The organism is Streptomyces sp. NPDC048288 (genome assembly GCF_043201555.1).
In the GTDB taxonomy this organism is placed as follows: Bacteria; Actinomycetota; Actinomycetes; order Streptomycetales; family Streptomycetaceae; genus Streptomyces.
The window spans coordinates 36807-56554 of sequence record NZ_JBICZD010000013.1 but is presented as its reverse complement, the minus strand read 5'-3'; the positions used below and the strand labels follow the sequence as shown (position 1 = coordinate 56554).

Sequence of the window (19748 nt, the reverse complement as noted above, 5' to 3'; positions counted from 1 at the left end):
AGTTCATCAGTCGGCTGTGTACGGGGTCAGGCTAGCCCGCCCTGGACGCCGCCCAGTCGCCGATCCTGGCCAGCAGCGCATCGTCGGCCGCGTGCTCCGCGTGGCCCATGCCCGGCTCCAGCCAGAGTTCGGCGGCCCCACCTGCGGCGTCGGCCAGCATCTTCGGGTGGTCGACCGGGAAGTAGCCGTCGCTGTCGCCGTGCACGATGAGCAGCGGGGTGGGGGCGATCTTCGGCACCGCCTCCACCGGGGACAGCGGCACCGGGTTCCAGTCGCGGTAGTGGATACGGGTGTGGAAGCCGTAGCGGCCGACCAGCCGGCCCTCGGGCCGGGTGACCAGCCAGTGGACGCGGCGCATGGGGGCGGTGCCCCGGTAGTACCAGCGGGCGGGCGAGGAGACGGAGACGACCGCGTCGACCCCGGCGTGCAGCGCCGCGTGCCGCAGGACCACCGAGCCGCCCATGGAGAAGCCGATGGTCACCACGCGCGGGTGCCCTAGGTCGCGCGCCCAGCGCACCGCCGCCGCCAGGTCGAGGACCTCGCGGTCGCCGACGGTGGTGCGGCCGCCGGAGCGGCCGTGGCCCCGGAAGGAGAAGCTGACCACGGGGGCGTAATCCGTCAGCGCGGCGACCACCCGTCGTACGTGTGGCCGGTCCACGTCTCCGGTGAAACCGTGGGCCATGACGAACACCAGGTCACGGGAAGGTGGCGGGGAGCCGTCGTATACGACGGAGGCCGGATCGTATACGGAATCGACGGAAACCCCGTCGGCGGTGCGCAGAAACGTCCGGATAGGGGCGTATCTGCTTGTCTCAGAGTGCGGACGAACGATGGAACGTGCCACATGACCTGCCGGACCCATGCTCATGTGGGCTATTCTGCTGGGCAGAGGACTCGGGCAGCGCCGCCACCGGGTCCTTTTGTGCTTTCGGAAGCTCTGTATACGAAGCGGGAAACTCCAGGTGACCGGGGATGACCGTGGACGTGCGGAGGCTCGGGAGCGCAGCGCAGTGTCATTGCACACAGTCCTCGCAGGGACCGAGGAGGAACCAGACGTATGAGTTCTCTGCTGCTCCTGACCAACGCCCTCCAGCCGTCGACGGAGGTGCTGCCGGCCCTCGGCCTGCTCCTGCACAACGTGCGGGTCGCCCCGGCCGAAGGCCCCGCCCTCGTCGACACCCCGGGTGCCGACGTCATCCTGATCGACGGCCGCCGTGACCTCCCGCAGGTCCGCAGCCTCTGCCAGCTGCTCCGCTCGACCGGCCCCGGCTGTCCGCTGATCCTCGTCGTGACGGAGGGCGGGCTCGCCGCCGTCACCGCCGACTGGGGCATCGACGACGTGCTCCTCGACACCGCGGGCCCGGCCGAGGTCGAGGCGCGGCTGCGGCTCGCCATGGGCCGCCAGCAGATCGTCGCCGACGACTCCCCCATGGAGATCCGCAACGGCGACCTGTCGGTCGACGAGGCGACGTACAGCGCGAAGCTGAAGGGCCGGGTCCTCGACCTCACCTTCAAGGAGTTCGAGCTGCTGAAATACCTGGCCCAGCACCCCGGCCGGGTGTTCACTCGCGCACAGCTGCTCCAGGAGGTCTGGGGGTACGACTACTTCGGTGGCACCCGGACCGTCGACGTCCACGTACGACGGCTGCGCGCCAAGCTCGGCGTCGAGCACGAGTCCTTGATCGGCACCGTCCGGAACGTCGGTTATCGATTCGTTACGCCGGAGAAGGGCGAGCGCGGCGAGCGGGCCGGCGACCCCACGAAGGCGCAGGCGGACCGGCCAAAGGCGGAGGATGCGGACGCTTCGGCGGCCCTGGACGCGGTCGAGGTACCGGCGGAGGCGTAGTGGTCGGCCGGGCGAGGCATGGCCGTCGCCCGGCCGGGGCATTGCTTACGCAAGCGAAGCTTCGATACGCCCTGCCCAGAGCGGGTCCATCCGCGTAGACTCCGCGCGTGGCCAAGGTGACTCGGGATGATGTGGCGCGGCTGGCGGGAACTTCGACCGCCGTTGTCAGCTATGTCATCAACAACGGACCCCGGCCGGTCGCCCCGGCCACGCGCGAGCGTGTCCTCGCCGCGATCAAGGAACTGGGGTACCGGCCCGACCGGGTCGCCCAGGCGATGGCCTCGCGGCGCACCGACCTCATAGGCCTGATCATCCCGGACGCCCGCCAGCCCTTCTTCGGCGAGATGGCGCACGCGGTCGAGCAGGCCGCGTCCGAGCGCGGGAAAATGGTGCTGGTCGGCAACACCGACTACGTCGCCGAGCGCGAGGTCCACTATCTGCGCGCGTTCCTCGGGATGCGGGTCTCCGGCCTCATCCTCGTCTCCCACGCCCTCAACGACCTGGCCGCCGCCGAGATCGACGCCTGGGACGCCCGGGTGGTCCTCCTCCACGAGCGGCCCGAGGCCATCGACGACGTCGCCGTGGTGACGGACGACCTGGGCGGCGCCCAGCTCGCCGTCCGCCACCTGCTGGAGCACGGCTACGAGTACGTGGCCTGTATGGGCGGTACGGCCGAGACCCCGGCCGTCGGCGACCCGGTCTCCGACCACGTCGAGGGCTGGAAGCGGGCCATGGACGAGGCGGGGCTCGACACGGAGGACCGGCTGTTCGAGGCGCCGTACAACCGGTACGACGCGTACCGGGTGGCCCTGGAGATCCTCTCCGGTCCGCAGCGCCCGCCGGCGATCTTCTGCTCCACCGACGACCAGGCGCTCGGCGTGCTGCGCGCCGCCCGGGAGCTGCGGCTCGACGTGCCCGGCGAGCTGGCCGTGGCCGGCTTCGACGACATCAAGGAGGCGGCGCTGGCGGATCCCCCGCTGACGACGATCGCCTCGGACCGCCCGGCGATGGCCCGCGCGGCGGTGGACCTGGTACTGGACGACGGACTGCGGGTCGCGGGGTCGAGGAGAGAACGCCTGAAGACGTTCCCTTCGCGGCTGGTCGTGCGCGGGTCCTGCGGCTGCGCGTAGCCCTTCGGCCGCGGGTGGGTGGGGGAAAGGTCCGCACCCACAGGAAAGCGTTTATGAACGCCTCCTGAGAACCCTCGCCGACCTGCGAGAAGGTTCCTTATTTCGGGCAAACGCGCTTCTCGCGGCCTTCTCAGCGGGCACTCAGGAAGCTCTCATGGTCACGGGACAAGCTATTTGTCATGACCGAGAGCTTCCGCCGCAGCGGCGAGTACGAGAACCCGCAGGGTCCCCAGGGTGACGCCTACCAGGGCGCGTACCCCCAGCAGCAGCACGCCTCCGCTCCCTCCCCCGTGAACCCGGAGTGGCCGCCCCCGCCGGCCCACCAGCCGACGCCGCAGCCGGTGCCGGAGGCCGCGCCGCAGGCGGTGACGGTGGAGCCGGAGACCGCACAGCTCCCGGAGTTCTCGGCCCACCACGAAGGCGCCGTTCCCGAAGGCGCCGTTCCCGAAGGCGCCGCTCCCGAAGGCGTCGCCCCCGAAGGTGCCGCGCACTCGGCGCCGAAGAAGCGCGCCCGGGGCCCGATAGCCCTGCTGGCCGCGGTCGCGATCGTCGCGGCGGCGGTGGGCGGCGGCACCGCGTACGCCTTCCAGGAGCTGACCGGCAAGAACAACACCGTCTCCTCCAGCACCACCACCAGCGTGGTGCCGTCCAGCAAGAAGGGCGACGTCGCCACGATCGCCGCGGCCGTCAGCCCGAGCGTCGTCGAGATCACCGCGACCCTCAGCAACGGCACCTCCACCGGCTCCGGCGTGATCATCACCAGCGACGGCGAGATCATCACCAACAACCACGTCATCTCCGGCGCCACGTCGGTCAAGGTGACGACCAGCGCGGGCAAGTCCTACACCGCCAAGGTGGTCGGCACCGACAGCGCCAAGGACCTCGCCCTCATCAAGCTCGAGGACGCCTCCGGCCTGACGGCCGCCACCCTCGGCAACTCCGACGGCGTCCAGGTCGGCGACACGGTCGTGGCGATCGGCTCCCCCGAGGGCCTCAGCGGCACCGTCACCAGCGGCATCGTCTCCGCCCTCAACCGGGACGTGACCGTCTCCACCGACGAGGGCCAGGACCAGCAGAGCCAGGGCAGCGGCGGCGACGGCCAGTGGCCGTTCTCCTTCGGCGGCCAGCAGTTCAACGGCGAGACGGGTTCGTCGACGACGACCTACAAGGCGATCCAGACCGACGCCTCGCTGAACCCCGGCAACTCCGGCGGCGCGCTGATCGACGCCGGCGGCAACATCATCGGCATCAACTCGGCGATGTACTCGGCCAGTTCCGGCTCCTCCTCGTCCTCCTCGGACGCCGGCAGTGTCGGCCTCGGCTTCGCCATCCCGATCAACACCGTCAAGTCCGACCTGGCCAAGCTGCGGGCGGGCTCCACCAGCTGATCCACCCGGCACGAGCACGAGCACGTAGGGAGTACGTCATGATCAAGCAGGTTTCGCACCACGTGACCGGCATCGGACCGGCCGGCATCGACCTGGCCCTCGCGGTGGCGTACGAACTCCACGCACCGACGGAGACGGAGGCCGTGACGGCCCCGGCCCCGCGGGCCCCCGAGGTCGTGCCGGCCCCGCAGCTGATGGGGCTGCGTACCTCCGCGGCCCGTCCGCACCAGCGCAAGGTGCCGCTGAGCCGTATGACCCTGGTCCGCGGCTAGGGGCGGTCCGCCCCACCGGCGCGCATACCCGACAGCCCGGAAACATGCGAGGCTGAGAGGCGTCCACCAGGAACCACCGCATCCCGAACCATCACACCCTGAGGAACCGCGAGCGATGAGCCCCGCCGATGGCGACCGTGAACCCCAGCGCATCCTGATCGTCGACGACGAGCCGGCCGTACGCGAGGCCCTGCAGCGCAGCCTCGCCTTCGAGGGGTACGAGACCGAGGTCGCGGTGGACGGCGCCGACGCGCTGGAGAAGGCGACGGCGTACAGGCCGGACCTGGTGGTCCTCGACATCCAGATGCCGCGGATGGACGGCATGACGGCCGCCCGCCGCATCCGGGGCGCGGGCGACACGACCCCGATCCTGATGCTGACGGCCCGCGACACGGTCGGCGACCGCGTCACCGGGCTCGACGCGGGGGCCGACGACTACCTGGTCAAGCCGTTCGAACTCGACGAGCTGTTCGCCCGGATCCGTGCCCTGCTGCGCCGCAGCTCGTACGCGGCGTCCGTGGTCGAAGGGGCCGAGGAGGACGAGGCGCTCACCTTCGGCGACCTGCGCATGGACCTCGCGACGCGCGAGGTGACCCGGTCCGGCCGCCAGGTCGAACTGACCCGCACCGAGTTCACCCTCCTCGAGATGTTCATGGCACACCCGCGCCAGGTCCTCACCCGCGAGCAGATCCTCAAGGCCGTCTGGGGCTTCGACTTCGAACCCTCCTCCAACTCCCTCGACGTCTACGTCATGTACCTCCGCCGCAAGACCGAGGCCGGCGGCGAACCGCGCCTCGTCCACACCGTGCGCGGCGTCGGGTACGTCCTGCGCCAAGGCGGCGCCGAGTGAACACCCTCACCCGCCGCTTCCGCACCCTCCCGATCCGCGCCCGCCTCTCCATGCTGGTCGCGGCAGCGGTGGCGTTCGCGGTGGCAGCGGTATCGGTGACCTGCTGGTTCATCGTGCAGGGGAAGCTGTACGACCAGCTGGAGAGCGACCTGCAGAAGCAGCAGCGCGGTCCGGCGGTGTACCAGATCGTCAGCAACGCCATCGCCGACTGCTCCGAAACGCCCCAGGACGCCAACAGCTTCCGGACCAACTACGGCCAGGCAGTCACGCTGGACGACAAGATCTGCCTTCTGCCCGGGGCCACGGGCGAGGTCAAGGTCAGCCAGTCCGACAAGGACGTCATCAAGGCCGGAAACACCGAGGCCCTCTACTTCCGCAACGGCACCGACAAGGACGGCAACGCGCTGCGTGTGATGACCCAGGTGTTGCCCACCAACACAGACTCCTACGTCGGACTGGTCACCGCCGTTCCTCTGAAGGGCACGCAGGACACTCTCAAAGACCTCGCCCTGATACTCCTGCTCGTCTCCGGCATCGGAGTCGTCGGCGCCGGAGCCGCCGGCCTGGCGGTCGCCCGAACCGGCCTGCGTCCCGTCGACGAACTCACCGAGGCCGTCGAACACGTCGCCCGCACCGAGGATCTGAGTGTCCGCATCCCGGTGGAGGCGGACGCCGACGACGAGATCGCCCGCCTCTCCCGCTCCTTCAACAGCATGACCACCTCCCTGGCCAGCTCCCGCGAGCTCCAGCAACAGCTCATCGCCGACGCCGGCCACGAACTCCGCACGCCCCTGACCTCCCTGCGCACGAACATAGAGCTCCTCACCCGCAGCGAGGAGACCGGCCGCCCTCTCCCCCCGGCCGACCGCAAGGCCCTGCTCGCCTCGGTGAAGGCGCAGATGACGGAGCTGGCATCGCTGATCGGTGACCTGCAGGAGCTGTCCCGCTCGGAGGGCCAGCGAGGCGAGCGCGTCCAGATAGTCGCCCTCCAGGACACGGTCGAGGCGGCCCTGAGCCGTGCCCGGCTGCGTGGTCCGGAGCTGAAGATCACGGCGGACGTGCAGCCGTGGTTCGTGCGGGCGGAGCCGTCCGCGCTGGAGCGGGCGATCGTCAACATCCTCGACAACGCGGTGAAGTTCAGCCCGGAGGGCGGCACGATCGACGTCGCCCTGGACCGCGGTGTCCTCACGGTCCGCGATCACGGCCCCGGCATCCCCGAGGACGAACTCCCCCACGTCTTCGACCGCTTCTGGCGCTCCCCCAGCGCCCGCGCCCTCCCCGGCTCCGGCCTCGGCCTCTCCATCGTGGCCCGCACGGTCCAGCAGGCCGGCGGCGACGTCACGCTGGCCCGCGCCACCGGCGGCGGCACCGTGGCGACCGTACGCCTGCCGGGAGCGCCTACGGCTCCGCCAGAGGTTCCGTAGGCGCTTCGCCTCCCATCCAGAAAAGCTCTTCCACGATGATCTGGGGGTCTTCGAGACGGGGTACGAACGTGTACTTGAGCCAGCCGTTCTCGTAGTCGAAGAAGAGCACACGAGGGCCCTTCGGATCACTGGATCGGACCGGCGTGACCGTCATTCCGTTGGGGAGGCAGGCGTCCATCTCGATACCTCGGAAATAAGGATCCTTCGCGGTGACCAACTCAGCCCGCGCGGCGCGGACGATCTCACGAACGTGGCCGGGCAGTGCCTCGTAGGCGGCAAGGGCATCAAGCCTCAAGTCCATCTGCCAAGGCGGCCCCATGAACCCGTCGGTCACTCGCCGGGCTCCAGTTTCCGCACTCGGTGACGGATCTTCGAGGCCTCTTCGAGAAGGGCCCTGGCTTCGGCGCCGTCGGTGGACTCCGAGGCCCGGATTTCGAGATCGTGCACATGTGCGTCCAGCTCGGGATCGCGGGCGAGCGCGTACTCACCCCACCAGAAGGCCATGAACGCCGGCACAGGGGGAAGGTTGAAGGTGTCGGCACTTGAGGCAATTGCCCTTTTCCAGTGCCTGTCGAAGTCCGGAAGCAGCACGGGGGCGTGCTCCGCGATGGCCGCGCGCAACGCCTTCGGTGTCCGCTCCGGCATCGGCGGGATGACCTGGTCGTTCTCCGTGGCGTGAGCGGTCATGACCGATGCCCTCCTTCGACGCTTCAGGTCTACGACCATAGCCGCCCCATACCTCGTGGATCAGTCGTTCGTGTCGTGGTCACGGGATCCAGCGTGTGGGCGGCAACGCCTCGAACATCAGGACTTCGGGCATATGTCACCCGAATGTGCGCCGACCGGCTTCCCCCTTGACCCCATCCACGAACATGGACCAGGACGCGGCCGAGAAAAGGAGAGGACAGACGGCCGGGAGCTTGCTGTCCCGGACGGGGACTATGCCGGGGTGGCCGTCGGCGACCTCCACGCAGTTGTTGTCTCCCCCGTCGCTGTAGCTCGACTTGCGCCACACGGCGTTGCTGAGGTCGGGGGTGCGGGTCATGGTCCGTGCTCCTCCAGTAGGTCCCTGATGAACGCGAGCGAATCCGGCGGGGACAGTGCCAGGTCGCGGAGCCGATCGTAGGACAGTCGTTCCCGAAGGATGTCGTCCGGATCTTCGAACAGCCAACCCTTGCTGTTGCCTTCCGTATAGGCGACAGCGCTTCCGTCCCGCTGCCAGAGCAGCGTCAGCGACCCGCTTATATGGTGGTGTGCCCCCGCGGAGAAGGGGAGTACCTGGAGCGTCACGTTGGGCCACTGCGCGGCAACCTCAAGATGGCGCAGCTGGTCCTGCCAGGTCTGGCCTTGCGCGGCGGGGCGACGGAAGGCGAACTCGTCCACGATGAGCCGGACTTCGGGCTGCGGCTTCTGACTCAGGAGGTACTGCCTGCCCAGTCGTGCCGCCACCTGCTCCTCGACCGACTCGTCTCCGTCAGCCGTTGCCAGCGCCCCGGACAACACCTCACGGGCAAAGTCCTCGGTCTGGAGAAGTCCAGGAATGCCCGGCGAGAACTTCCACATGACCCGCGCCGTCGCCTCCAGCCCCATGAACTCCTTGTACTGGTCCTTGAACGCGTCCAGCCGAGCCACTCTCCAATGGCTGACCAGCAGGTCGCCCGTGCCGTAGTACCCGTCCAGGTCCTCCATCACCGTCACCTTGGACAGCCGTTCCCCGGACTCCAGTCGGCTCAGGTAGCTCTTGTCGTACCCGGTCTCGGCAGCCAGTTGCCCGAGCGACTTCCCGGCCTTGTCCCGCAGCACCTTCAGCGTCTGCCCCAGCACGGCCCGCCCGGAAACCGGCCCCGCGTCAGCCTGTTCGCCCACGTCACCCCTCCCCGTTGCCCGGAGCCGCCGTCAACGCCGCCCCCCTTCCGCAGCGTACGGGCCAGCAGTGACGATCAGGACACGAACAGTGATCCCCCCACCCCAAAGGACCCCCGCCATGCGCCTCCTCCCCTGGACCAACCTCGACGGCCACCCCTGCTACCTCAGCGCCGACGACCACCGGAGCAGCCTCTCCCTCCTCGCGGACAGCGTCGAGGTGGCTCAACTCGCCTCGGGCAAGGACGTGCTGGCCTGGGCCCGGGCCGTTCTCGCCGACGCGAAGGCGGGTGAGTTCGCCGTACGGTCCGCCCTGACACGGGCAACCGAGTCCTTGGAGGACGTGATCCGCATCGCGGTCAGCCGGGGCGGGCGCCTGCTGGAGCGTGACGGGTGAGGACCGTCGGAGGCTCAGTGGAAGCCGAGCATTCCCGGGGAGTCGATGTCGACCGTGAGAATGCCTGGCGGGTAGGTGTCCTCCTGGCCGGTCAGGATGATCGACATGCCACCGGTCTCCAGGTGGGGTTCCGCGACGTACAGGGCGTGACAGACATCGGGGCCGCCCCACCCCTCGCGGCGAAGTCCCCGTCTTTGAGGAACTCAGCCAACGCCTCCCTCAACATGAAGACGATCTGGCCGTGCGAGTAGCGGCGGGTGGGCGACACCTCGATGGCTCCCTCGATGATCTCCGCGCGGTAGCCCTCGGGGAGTTCCATGGCCTTCCAGGCCTGCCACAGGACCTGGTCCAGGGCGGGCGGAACGGTCCTCCCCACGACCGACGCCACAGCAAGCGGCCCTATCCTCTCCCCAGCCGTGCACCAGTTCGGTGTGGGTCAGGGGAGGGGGGCGTCGGTGGGTGAGGCGGGGGCCGGTGTGGAGCGGGTGTACCGGAGGCGGCGGAGGTTGCCGGGGCGGTACTTCGTGGGGGCGGGGTCGATGCTCGTGGTGGCGGTGCTGCAGGTTCTCGGCGATGACTCCCGGATGCGCGATTGGGGCGCGCTGTGGTTCGGGCTGGTCCTTGCCGTGATTCTGGTCATGGTCCCGCTGAACCAGTTCCGGGCGCACACCCGGGTCACGGCCACCGGTATCACCGCGCAGGGGGTGCTGCGTTCGCGCACCTGGGCCTGGCACGAGGTGTACGACATCAGGGTCGAGCATGTCGCGGGCAACGGCGGCGGGGTGACGTATCCGGAGTGGGTCGTCCATCTGTACGACTTCGAGGGCCGCCGGTTCCTGCTGCCGCATCTCAACAACTGGCAGGTGGACGACCCGTACGCCGAGGTCTCCGACCTCTGTCTGGCGGCCGCCCCGTACCGCAGCCTCACCTGGGAGCGGCGCCCGCGGACCGAGGAGCTGATCGTGCGGCGGACCGCGTGGCGCAAGCGGTGGACCTGGGTGGTGGCGCTGGGCGTGGTGGCGGCGATCGTGGCAGCCGTCCTCGTCTTCGACTGAAACCGAAGGGGCGGACGCCCGGATGCAGGGGGACGGCGTGGAGCGGGTGTACCGGAAGCGGCGGAAGCCGGCGAGGGGGTACGTCGCCGCGGTGGGCGCGCTGATGGTGAACGCGTTGCTGCAGGTCACCGAGGTATCCGGCAGGCTGCGGCTGTGGGGCGGTGCGGTGACCGGAGGGATCGTCGTCGTGCTCCTGGCCAGGATGGTGCTGAACCAGTACCGGGCGTGCACGAGGGTCACGGTGGACGGGATCACCGCGCGGGGGCCGGTGCGGTCCCGCACCTGGGCGTGGCGCGAGGTGTACGACATCCAGGTCGAGCGCGACCGGCGCGCCGCCGCGCGGGACGGAGAGGGCGGGCGGCTGATCCCCGGCCCCGGCGACTCCGGGATGTTCCCGCGGTGGCGCACCTACTTGTACGACTTCGAGGGGCGCCGCGTGCTGCTCCCGCAGCTCGACGACTGGCAGTGGGACGACCCGCACGCCGAGGTCGCCCGGCTCCGGCAGGCCGCCCTGCCCTACCGCGAAGGCCTTCCCTGGGGCGGGCCCGAGGACGCCGACCGGTACACCCTGCGGCGCGCGGTGCGCCGCGCCAGGCGGATCCGGCAGGCCGGACTGACCGTGACCGCGCTGATCGTGGCGGCCCTGGTGGTGCTCCTGCGGTGACCGCCGGCCGCGGCCGCAGCGGCAGCCACAGCGGCAGCCACAGGGGCTGCCGTCACCGCAGCCGTAGCCCTTGCACATCCCCGCCCCAGCCCTCTCACAGCCCCTCGTCACACTTTTGTCGGATGGCGAGGAAGATTCTGCTGGCCGACGACGACGCGGCCGTGAGGGATGGGATCGGCCGGCTGCTCAGGTTCGAGGGGTACGAGACGCTCCTCGCCGGGGACGGCAGAGTGGCCCTCGATCTCCTCGGGGCTCCGGGGAACGCGCCCGACCTGGTGCTGATGGATGTGGAGATGCCGGGTCTCGACGGGCTGGCGGCCACCCGGCGGATCCGGGCCTCCGGGTCCACCGTGCCGATTCTGATGATCACGGGCCGGAACGCGGTGGGGGACCGCATCGTCGCCCTGGACAACGGGGCCGACGGCTATCTGGCCAAGCCCTTCGCCAACGAGGAACTCCTCGCCCGGGTGCGGGCGTTGCTGCGGCGCAGTCTGCGGCGGGAGCCGGAGGCGGACCCGCCCGGGGACCGGCTCCTCGGCTTCGGCGACGTGGCGATGGATCTGCGGACCCGGGCCGTGCACCGCGGGGAGCGGGCCGTCGATCTGACCAGGACCGAGTACTCGCTGCTGGAGTTCCTGCTGCGGCATCCGGGGCGGGTGCTCAGCCGGGAGCGGATCCTGCGGGACGTCTGGGGGTTCGAGTTCGAGCCGTCGTCCAACACGCTGGACGTCTACATCATGTACCTGCGGCGGAAACTGGAGAGCCGCGGCGAACCGCGGCTCATCCACACCGTGCGCGGGATGGGGTACACCCTGCGGACGGTTCCCGCCGGCTGAGCTACCACCTGAGGATCATCGTCTCGTCGGGGACCGGTGCCGCCGACTCCGCCGCGATGGCCTCGGGGAGCGGGTGGGCCAGGGTCGCGTACGCGCCCTCGCGGGCGAGGAGTTCGGCGTGGGTGCCGGCCTCCACCAGGCGGCCGCGGTCGACGACCAGGATGCGGTCGGCGTCGGGGGCGAGGGTGAGGTCGTGCGTGATCATGATGGTCGTACGGCCCGCCATGAGTTTGCGCAGGGGGGCGACGACCTGGCGGGCGGCGATCGCGTCCAGGCCGGCCGTCGGCTCGTCGAGGACGAGGACCGGGGCGGCGCGGAGCATCGCGCGGGCGATGGCGATGCGCTGCAGCTGGCCTCCGGAGAGGGCGGCGGTGCCGGGGGCGATGTGGGTGTCGTAGCCCTCGGGGAGGGTGGTGATGAAGTCGTGGGCGGCGGCGTCGCGGGCGGCCTGCTCGATCTCGGTGTCCGTGGCGCCGGGGCGGCCGCACCCGATGTTCTCGCGGACCGTGCCGTTGAGGATCAGCGTCTGCTGCGGGAGCAGGGCGACGTTCTCGCGGAGGAACTCCAGGGGGAGGTCGCCGAGCGGGACGCCGTCCAGGCAGATCACGCCGGCCGAGGGGTCGTAGAAGCGGGTGAGGAGCTTGGAGAGGGTCGACTTGCCGGCGCCGCTCTTGCCCGTGACCAGGACCAGTTCGCCGGGGCCGGCCGCGAAGTCGACGTCGCGGAGGGAGGCGCGGGGGGACTCGGGGTAGCGGAAGGAGACGTTGTGGAAGCTGACCCAGCCGCGGACGGGCCAGGGGCCGACCGGGCTGGCCGGGTCGGTGACGGCGGGTTCGGCGTCCAGGATCTCGCTGATGCGCTCCGCGCCCGCGGTGGCCGCGGTGAGGGTGAGGCCGAGCTGGCCGAGGTTGCGGATCGGCGGGTAGAGGTAGCCGAGGAAGGCGGCGAAGGCGAGGAGCTGGCCGAGGGTCATGCGGTCGGCGGAGATCTCCCAGACGCCCAGGCCGATGACGGCCAGGACGCACACGGTTTCCACGACCTCGACGAACTGGGCGTACATCTCGCTGAGCCGGGCGCCGCGCACGCTCGCCCGCATCCAGGCGCGGGCCTCGACGTCGAGGCGCTTCTCCTCGTCCCGGCGGCGGTTGTAGGCCTGGGTGAGGACGACGTTGCCGAGGGACTCCTCGACCACGGAGGTGATCGCGCCGTCGGCGACCCGCTCGTCCTGGGAGGCGGTCCTGATCCGGCCGGAGAAGCGGCGGGCGGCGAACAGGAAGAGGGGTGCGAGGACGAAGGTGACCACGGCCAGGTCCCAGCGCAGCCAGAACGCGGCGGCCGCGTAGAAGACGGCGGAGAAGGCGGCGGCGACGGTGCCGACGACACCCGACACCACCATCTGCTCGATGGCCTCGACGTCACCGGTGAGGCGTTCCACCAGGTCGCCCTGGCGGTGCTGCTGGAAGAAGTGCGGGGGCAGGTCCTGGACGTGCCGGAAGACCTTGGCGCGCAGCCGCAGGACGAATCTCTCGGCGGTCCAGGTGGCCAGTGAGTTGCCGAGGTAGCCGACGAACGCGCCCAGCGCGGCGACCAGCAGCCAGGCGCCGGCCGGTCCCCAGAAGGCGGAGAGCGAACCGGCCTCCAGGGCGTTGTCGGTGAGGTTCGCGAACAGCAGGATCGCGGCGGTTTCGGCGAGCGCGGACACCACCACGCACCCGATGATCACCCACAGCCACTTGCGGTCGCCGCGGGTCAGCGGCCAGAAGCGGCGGAAGGCCACGCGTGCTTCTCTCATGGTCGACAACTCCCTTCAGAGGTATCGGTGAGGCCTACAGGGCCTACAGGGGTGGACATGGCCGAGGCGGGGCCACCGGTGCGACCACGCGTAACCGGTGACCCCGCCTCGCTATGTGCTGCTGCCTCAGCCGTTGTCGACGGGGCGGCGCTTCGGGGCCGGCTTCTTCGGCGCGGGCTTCTTCGGGGCCGGGGCCGGCTTGTGGTTCTTCTTGACGGGGACGATCTTGTGGAAGCTCATGGTGCTGTTCCTCTCGGTAGCGGCTTCTGCCGGACGGTCTGTCCTGGTTCTGCAACAGTTCTTTTACCGCTCTGCTGCAATGACCTGTGAATTGATTTGAATTACGTCTGTAAATTCTTTGTCAGCGCTCGTCGCCGACCGGGCGGCGCTTCGGCGCCGACTTCTTCGGCGCGGGCTTCTTCGGGGCCGGAGCGGGCTTGTGGTTCTTCTTGACGGGGACGATCTTGTGGAAGCTCATGGTGGTTCCCTCCTTGATGCTGGTGACTTACCGGTGGCCGACAGGGCGCTTGGGCTGGGACTTCTTGCAGTCCTTCTTCTTGGCCGCCGGCTTCGGGGCGGGCTTGTCGGCCTTCTTCACCGGGACGATCTTGTGGAAGCTCATGATCTTCTCCTTCGGTCCATTTCGTTCTGTCGTCCGCGCCGTTCGCTTTCGACATGGAAAACATTACGTGATCCGCGAGCCGAAGAAAGCCATTTTCACTAAGACATGGATGAATTACAGCTGAGACATATTTTCAGGAGCAACGAGGAACCAAACCCCGCCTCACACAGGTTTTATAAAACAGAACGGGCCCGGTGCGCGCGGCTGCGCGTACCGGGCCCGTACGGGAGGGCGGGGGGCTGGGGGCCGGGGGCCGGGGGCTACTGCACGATCGTGATCCGGTTCGTGGCCGGAGGCGCGAGCGGGGCGGTGGCCGAGGAGTTGGCGGTCAGGTACTCCGCCAGGGCCGACAGGTCGTCGGTGCCGACCAGGTCGCCGGTGCCCAGGCCGAGGGTGGTGAAGCCGTCGCCGCCGCCCGCGAGGAAGGAGTTGGTGGCGATGCGGTAGGTGGCGGCCGGGTCGACGGCCTGGCCGTCGAGGCGGATGGAGTCGGTGACGACCCGGTCCGCGCCGGTCCTGGTCAGGTCCAGGGTGTAGGTGAGGTTCTTCGACGGCTGCAGGATCTTCGGGGCGGCCGCGTTGGAGCCGCTCACCTGCTCCTTGAGCACCTGGATCAGCTGGGCGCCGGTGAAGTCCTGGAGGTTCACGGTGTTGGCGAACGGCTGGACCGTGAAGCCCTCGGCGTAGGTGACGACGCCGTCGCCCTCGGCGCCCTTGGCCGCGTAGGTGAGGCCGGCCCGCACCCCGCCCGGGTTCATCAGCGCCAGGTCGGTCTCCGGGTCCAGCTCCTTGCCGTACGCGAACTGGGCGTCGGCGATCAGGTCGCCCATCGCGGACTCGGTGCCGGTGTTGTTGACGTCGGCGGAGATGTAGCCGATGGCGCGGTTGCCGATCGGGGCCGCGAGGGTGTTCCACTTGCCGATCAGCTCGGTCAGGTCGGGCGCCTTGGCGACGTCCCGGGTGACCACGTGGTTCGCGGACTGCACGGCCGTACGCGCGATGTCGCCGGTACGGCGGTCGTACGTGAGGGTGGTGTCCGTGTAGAGGCGGCCGAAGGAGGCGGCCGAGGTGACCATGCGGGGGTTGCCCGCCGGGTCGTCGATGGTGCAGACGTACGCGGTGTGGGTGTGGCCGGTGACGAGCGCGTCCACGGCCGGGGTCACGTTCTTCGCGATGTCGACGATCGGACCGGAGATGCCGTCACCGGCGCCCGGCGAGTCGCAGTCGTAGTTGTACGACGACGAGCTCGGGAAGCCGCCCTCGTGGACCAGCGCCACGATCGACTGGACGCCCTGGCGCTGCAGCACCTTGGCGTACTTGTTGATGGTCTCGACCTCGTCCTTGAAGGCCAGGCCCTTGACGCCGTCGGCGGAGACGATGTTCGGCGTGCCCTCCAGGGTGACGCCGATGAACCCGATCTTGACGTCCTTCTTCTGCCAGACCCAGTACGGCTTGAGGATCGGCTTGTCCGTCTTCTCGTCGAGGACGTTGGCGGCCAGGTAGGGGAAGTCGGCGCCCTTGAACTTCTTGTCCGTGTAGCAGCCGTCGGTGGGGTGGCAGCCGCCGTTCTGCAGGCGCGCGAGTTCCTTGGCGCCCTCGTCGAACTCGTGGTTGCCGACCGTCGTCACGTCCAGGTCGAGCTTGTTGAGCGCCTCGATGGTCGGCTCGTCGTGGAAGAGCCCGGAGATGAGCGGCGAGGCGCCGACCATGTCGCCGCCGGCGGCGGTGATGGAGTACGGGTTGCCCTTGCGGGCCTCGCGCAGATGCGTGGCGAGGTACTCCACCCCGCCCGCGTCGATCGTCTTGGTCGTCCCGTCGGCCTGGAGTTCGGTGACCCGTCCGGAGGAGCCGGACGGCGGTTCCAGGTTGCCGTGCAGGTCGTTGAAGGAGAGCAGCTGGACGTCCTGGTAGCGGTCGGGCCGGTGGTGCCCGTGCCCCTTGCCGGAGTGCGCGTCGGCGGGCAGCGCGCTCGCCAGGGCCGCGACGGTGGCGAGCCCGGCGGCCGACGCGAGCAGTGCGTACGTACGGCGTCTTGACGGTCTGGACTTCGCTTGCATGGAGCCCCCCTGTGGGTCAGCTGAGAAGTGGGCCGATCCGGCGCAGCCTAGGGTCAACGCGCGTAGCGCAACAGGGGTTTCATGGTTAATTCCTGGTTGCTCATTGCCCTGTCCTTTACCTTCCCCCTTGCCCCCACTTTGCCGGTGCGGCCCCGTACCCTCGTACGCATGACCAGCGACGACACCGCACGGCCGCCCATGTACTCCCGCTCCATCGACACCTACTCCGCGCTCGCCCCGGACCAGGCCGGGGCCGTGCTGGAGCTGCTGGCGGAGGCCGCCCGGGCCGACGGCCAGCAGCCGGTGTCCGAGCAGGGCCGCCTCCAGCTGAGCGGGGGTGCCCGGGAGGGCGTCTCCCACCTGCTCCTCACCGTCGGCGACGAACTCGTGGGCTACGCCCAGCTGGAGGACACCGACCCGGTGGAGGCGCCGGCCGCCGAACTGGTCGTCCACCCGGCCCACCGGGGCCACGGGCACGGCCGGGCGCTGGGCAACGCGCTGCTGGGCGCGTCCGGGAAGCGGCTGCGGGTGTGGGCGCACGGCGGGCACTCGGCGGCCCGTCATCTGGCCCAGGTGCTCGGCCTCACCCTGTTCCGTGAACTGCGCCAGATGCGCCGCTCGTTGACGGACCTGGACCTGCCGGACCCGAAGCTGCCGGAGGGCGTGACGGTCCGTACGTTCGTCTCCGGCCAGGACGACACGGCCTGGCTCGCGCTGAACGCGGCCGCCTTCGCCCACCACCCCGAACAGGGCTCCCTCGCCCAGCGCGACCTCGACGACCGCAAGGCCCAGCCCTGGTTCGACGCCGCCGGCTTCTTCCTGGCGGACCGCGGCGGCGACCTCCTCGGCTTCCACTGGACGAAGGTCCACGAGGAGGAGCGGCTGGGCGAGGTCTACGTCCTCGGCGTCTCCCCCGCCGCCCAGGGCGGCGGCCTCGGCAAGTCCCTCACCACGATCGGCCTGCGCCACCTGGCCGAACGCGGCCTGCCGACGGCGATGCTGTACGTCGACGCGGACAACACGGCGGCCGTCGCGGTCTACGAACGGCTCGGCTTCGTCACCCACGAGACGGACCTGATGTACCGGACGGAGACCTGAGACCGGGGCGCCAGCCCGGGGAGGGCAGGGGCCGTCAGGCGTCCGTGCAGTCGTCGGCGCCCTTCGGGGCCTTCACGCCGAGCAGTCGGGCGGCTTCGGCCGTGGTCGTCGTCGCCGAGGTCAGTTCCGGCCAGTGGGACTTCACGCGGGCGGCGATCTCGTCGTGCGGTTCGCGGAAGAGTTCCCGTACGACCTGGGTCTGCTGGGCGGTGACGCCCATGCTGCCGCCGTCCGAGGTGAGGACCGAGGCGGGGCCGGCGAGGCTGTCGTCGATGCGGAGGTGGCGGAAGGTGTCCGCCGGGGTGGGGTCGGTGGCCAGCGCCAGCCAGATCGTCGTCACCACCCGGGCGTCGCACATCGACTGCGCGTCGTGCTCGCTGCCCGCCACCAGGACCCGGGCGACGCCGACCGCGAACTCGGGGACCCGGTTGCCGCCCCACTGGGTGCCGACCGTGACGGTGTCCCGGGCGGAACTCGTCGGCAGCGTCGCGTCCGTGGTCAGGTCGGTGATCTCCTCGATGCGCTGGCGGACGGTCAGCCGGGTCGTCGCCGCGTCGCCGCCCGCCTCGGCCCGCACCCGGCGGACCGTGCCCGCCCAGTCGGCCGTCCAGCCCGTCCAGTCGGGGTACGCGCAGTAGCGGGAGCCGTCGCGCTCCACACAGGTCTGGAACCTCCCCGGGTGGTCCGCCTCGGCCTTGCGCTGGGCCTGGAGCGAGGCGGACGTGCCCGGGGTCTGGCCGTTCACGCCGAAGACCGTCGCGGCCAGGGCGACCGCGGCCACCGCCTGGAGCGTGCGCGTCCGGCCGCCGGCCACCATGACCGCGACGCTCGCCGCCAGCACCGTCAGCCCCGTCAGGTACAGCGCGTGCCAGCCCGCCGGGCGGCCCAGCAGCTCGCCCGGGACCGGGGTGCCGCCGTTCTCCGGCACCGTCGGCCACAGCCACTGGACACCGTGCGCGCCGCGGGTGACACCGCCCAGGAGGGCGACGGCGATCGCCACGCCGACCAGGAACAGCAGCGGCACGGCCGGGTACGGCAGCACCCGGGCCAGCAGCACGCCGACCGCCCCGGCGAGCAGCACCGTCAGCGGGGCGACGGCGAGTTCGGCGAGCGAGCCGTGCCCGACCGCGCCCGGCCGCAGCGCCGACCAGCCGAACTGGACGCCCACCACCAGGGCCACCCCGGCGGCGAACGGCACCACCGACAGGAGGTGCGCCAGCGTGCGCCGGGGCGCCGGCATGACCAGCACCGACAACTGCTCCTCGACGCCGCGCCGCCGGTTCAGCAGCGCGGCCCGGTTCACGCACGCCAGCAGGGCGATGCAGAGCAGCAACGGGCCGCCCTGGGTGGCCCGGTCGGCGTCGTGCAGGACCGGGTAGGCGTCCATGCCCTCGTCCCGGCCGACCAACTCGTATCCGGTGTAGACGAGATAGAGGAGGGCGAAGAACACCACCGGTATCTGGAGCGCCAGTTGGCGGGCCTCGAAGACCGCGAGGGCCAGCACGGACGCGGTACGGCGGCCGGAATCGGGCGCCACCGGCGTCTGCGGTGCGTCCGGTGTCTCGGGCTTCACGAGTGTCGTCGTCATGCCGCCGCCACCTCCGCGGTCTCCTCGTCGAGGACCAGCAGGTAGCCGTCCTCCAGGGTCGGTTCGAGCAGCTCGGCGCCGGCCGGCGGGTCGCCGACGTTGCGGAAGGCGCCGGTGCCGGTGCGCCAGCCCGCCCGGGCGCCCGGGGCGCGTTCCGCGCTGCTCCACACCCGGCCGTCCGCCTGTGCGGTCAGCTCGGCGGGGGTGCCCTCGAAGCGGACCCGGCCGCCCGCGAGGACGATCACGTGGTGGCAGAGCATCGCCACGTCCTCCGTCTGGTGGGTGGAGAGGAGAACCGTGCGGCCCTCCCCCGCCTGTGCGATCAACTCCCGGAAGCGCATGCGCTGTTCGGGATCGAGATGGACGGTCGGCTCGTCCAGGACCAGGAAGCCGGGGTCGCCGACGAGGGCCGCCGCCAGGGCGACCCGCTGGCGCATCCCGCCGGACAGCCGCTTGATGCGCCGGCCGCGCACGTCCGCGAGCCCCACCAGGTCCAGCACCCGGCGCACCTCGCGGTGGCGTTCGGCGCGGCCGGTCAGCTCCTTGAGGACGGCCACGTAGTCGACGAACTCGAAGGCCGTGAAGTCCGGGTGGAAGCCGGGGGTCTGGGGCAGATAGCCGAGCGTGCGGCGGACGGCCAGCCGGCCGGCGGGGGCCGCGGGGTCCTCGCCGCGCACCGTGAAGCCGCCGGAGTCCGGCGGTACGGCCGTGGCCAGGACCTTCAGCAGGGTCGTCTTCCCGGCGCCGTTCGGGCCGAGCAGGCCCGTCACGCCGTCCGTCAGCCGCAGGGAGACGCCGTCCAGGGCCCGGATGGAGCCGTAGCGCACGGTGAGCCCGGCGGCGGCGACAGTGGTGGTCAACTCGAT

21 protein-coding genes are annotated in these 19748 nt (G+C 70.5%); 11 read left to right on the top strand and 10 right to left on the bottom strand.

The genetic code is table 11. The features are described 5' to 3' along the window. Nucleotides 1-31: 31 nt before the first annotated feature. Nucleotides 32-868: an alpha/beta hydrolase gene (locus ACGFZS_RS38000; RefSeq protein WP_393798934.1), complete on the bottom strand. Its 837-nt coding sequence runs from the start codon at nucleotides 866-868 to the stop codon at nucleotides 32-34. 189 nt (nucleotides 869-1057) lie between these two features. On the opposite strand from ACGFZS_RS38000, the gene ACGFZS_RS37995 reads away from it, so the two are divergent. From ACGFZS_RS37995 to ACGFZS_RS37970, 6 genes are all read left to right on the top strand, one after another. Next, nucleotides 1058-1846, top strand: a complete 789-nt coding sequence (locus ACGFZS_RS37995) for a response regulator transcription factor (protein ID WP_393798933.1) — start codon at nucleotides 1058-1060, stop codon at nucleotides 1844-1846. A 107-nt stretch (nucleotides 1847-1953) separates the two neighbouring features. Then, a complete protein-coding gene (locus ACGFZS_RS37990; protein ID WP_393798932.1) occupies nucleotides 1954-2976 on the top strand; it encodes a LacI family DNA-binding transcriptional regulator in 1023 nt (340 codons plus the stop codon). Between the two features lie 179 nt (nucleotides 2977-3155). Next, nucleotides 3156-4364 carry a S1C family serine protease gene (locus tag ACGFZS_RS37985; RefSeq protein WP_393798931.1) on the top strand — a complete coding sequence of 403 codons (1209 nt, stop codon included), beginning with the start codon at nucleotides 3156-3158 and terminating at the stop codon, nucleotides 4362-4364. Between the two features lie 38 nt (nucleotides 4365-4402). Continuing rightward, entirely contained in the window at nucleotides 4403-4636 is a 234-nt protein-coding gene (locus ACGFZS_RS37980) for a hypothetical protein (protein WP_359207801.1), read from the top strand. 115 nt (nucleotides 4637-4751) lie between these two features. Then, complete coding sequence (locus tag ACGFZS_RS37975) at nucleotides 4752-5486, top strand: response regulator transcription factor (RefSeq protein ID WP_393798930.1); 735 nt, start codon at nucleotides 4752-4754, stop codon at nucleotides 5484-5486. Continuing rightward, the gene (locus ACGFZS_RS37970; protein ID WP_393798929.1) at nucleotides 5483-6910 is read left to right on the top strand and encodes a sensor histidine kinase; all 1428 of its coding nucleotides are present in this window, start codon (nucleotides 5483-5485) and stop codon (nucleotides 6908-6910) included. Before ACGFZS_RS37975 ends, ACGFZS_RS37970 begins: the two co-directional genes overlap by 4 nt. On the opposite strand, the gene ACGFZS_RS37965 is transcribed toward ACGFZS_RS37970, so the two are convergent. The 4 genes from ACGFZS_RS37965 to ACGFZS_RS37950 form a co-directional block, all read right to left on the bottom strand. Continuing rightward, complete coding sequence (locus tag ACGFZS_RS37965) at nucleotides 6885-7244, bottom strand: hypothetical protein (protein WP_393798928.1); 360 nt, start codon at nucleotides 7242-7244, stop codon at nucleotides 6885-6887. The two genes, ACGFZS_RS37970 and ACGFZS_RS37965, sit on opposite strands and share 26 nt — an antisense overlap. Further along, nucleotides 7241-7597 carry a DUF6247 family protein gene (locus ACGFZS_RS37960; protein WP_362646525.1) on the bottom strand — a complete coding sequence of 119 codons (357 nt, stop codon included), beginning with the start codon at nucleotides 7595-7597 and terminating at the stop codon, nucleotides 7241-7243. Before ACGFZS_RS37960 ends, ACGFZS_RS37965 begins: the two co-directional genes overlap by 4 nt. A 136-nt stretch (nucleotides 7598-7733) precedes the next feature. Next, complete coding sequence (locus ACGFZS_RS37955; protein ID WP_393798927.1) at nucleotides 7734-7955, bottom strand: DUF397 domain-containing protein; 222 nt, start codon at nucleotides 7953-7955, stop codon at nucleotides 7734-7736. Further along, a complete protein-coding gene (locus ACGFZS_RS37950) occupies nucleotides 7952-8776 on the bottom strand; it encodes a helix-turn-helix domain-containing protein (RefSeq protein WP_393798926.1) in 825 nt (274 codons plus the stop codon). Before ACGFZS_RS37950 ends, ACGFZS_RS37955 begins: the two co-directional genes overlap by 4 nt. A gap of 118 nt (nucleotides 8777-8894) precedes the next feature. Here ACGFZS_RS37950 and ACGFZS_RS37945 point away from each other — a divergent pair, with 118 nt between their 5' ends. Then, on the top strand, nucleotides 8895-9170 hold the full coding sequence (locus ACGFZS_RS37945; protein ID WP_393798925.1) for a hypothetical protein: 276 nt from the start codon (nucleotides 8895-8897) through the stop codon (nucleotides 9168-9170). A gap of 91 nt (nucleotides 9171-9261) precedes the next feature. Here the strand turns inward: ACGFZS_RS37945 and ACGFZS_RS37940 are convergent, their stop codons facing one another. Beyond that, a complete protein-coding gene (locus ACGFZS_RS37940; protein ID WP_393798924.1) occupies nucleotides 9262-9546 on the bottom strand; it encodes a hypothetical protein in 285 nt (94 codons plus the stop codon). Nucleotides 9547-9625: 79 nt separating this feature from the next. Between ACGFZS_RS37940 and ACGFZS_RS37935 the strand changes: the two genes are divergently transcribed. The 3 genes from ACGFZS_RS37935 (at nucleotide 9626) to ACGFZS_RS37925 (ending at nucleotide 11725) form a co-directional block, all read left to right on the top strand. Continuing rightward, nucleotides 9626-10225: a PH domain-containing protein gene (locus tag ACGFZS_RS37935; protein ID WP_393798923.1), complete on the top strand. Its 600-nt coding sequence runs from the start codon at nucleotides 9626-9628 to the stop codon at nucleotides 10223-10225. Between the two features lie 22 nt (nucleotides 10226-10247). Continuing rightward, on the top strand, nucleotides 10248-10889 hold the full coding sequence (locus ACGFZS_RS37930; protein WP_393798922.1) for a PH domain-containing protein: 642 nt from the start codon (nucleotides 10248-10250) through the stop codon (nucleotides 10887-10889). Nucleotides 10890-11011: 122 nt separating this feature from the next. Then, nucleotides 11012-11725, top strand: coding sequence for a response regulator transcription factor (locus ACGFZS_RS37925; RefSeq protein ID WP_393665610.1), 714 nt, complete (start codon nucleotides 11012-11014; stop codon nucleotides 11723-11725). A 1-nt stretch (nucleotide 11726) separates the two neighbouring features. Here ACGFZS_RS37925 and ACGFZS_RS37920 read toward each other — a convergent pair whose 3' ends face one another. After that, nucleotides 11727-13517: an ABC transporter ATP-binding protein gene (locus ACGFZS_RS37920; RefSeq protein WP_393798921.1), complete on the bottom strand. Its 1791-nt coding sequence runs from the start codon at nucleotides 13515-13517 to the stop codon at nucleotides 11727-11729. Between the two features lie 882 nt (nucleotides 13518-14399). Next, complete coding sequence (locus ACGFZS_RS37915) at nucleotides 14400-16196, bottom strand: bifunctional metallophosphatase/5'-nucleotidase (protein WP_393798920.1); 1797 nt, start codon at nucleotides 16194-16196, stop codon at nucleotides 14400-14402. Nucleotides 16197-16364: 168 nt separating this feature from the next. Between ACGFZS_RS37915 and mshD the strand changes: the two genes are divergently transcribed. After that, nucleotides 16365-17294, top strand: coding sequence for a mycothiol synthase (mshD, locus tag ACGFZS_RS37910; protein ID WP_393798919.1), 930 nt, complete (start codon nucleotides 16365-16367; stop codon nucleotides 17292-17294). A 34-nt stretch (nucleotides 17295-17328) separates the two neighbouring features. Here mshD and ACGFZS_RS37905 read toward each other — a convergent pair whose 3' ends face one another. Next, on the bottom strand, nucleotides 17329-18882 hold the full coding sequence (locus ACGFZS_RS37905) for an ABC transporter permease (RefSeq protein ID WP_393798918.1): 1554 nt from the start codon (nucleotides 18880-18882) through the stop codon (nucleotides 17329-17331). Beyond that, the gene (locus ACGFZS_RS37900; protein WP_393798917.1) at nucleotides 18879-19742 is read right to left on the bottom strand and encodes an ABC transporter ATP-binding protein; all 864 of its coding nucleotides are present in this window, start codon (nucleotides 19740-19742) and stop codon (nucleotides 18879-18881) included. Before ACGFZS_RS37900 ends, ACGFZS_RS37905 begins: the two co-directional genes overlap by 4 nt. Between the last annotated feature and the right edge of the window lie 6 nt (nucleotides 19743-19748).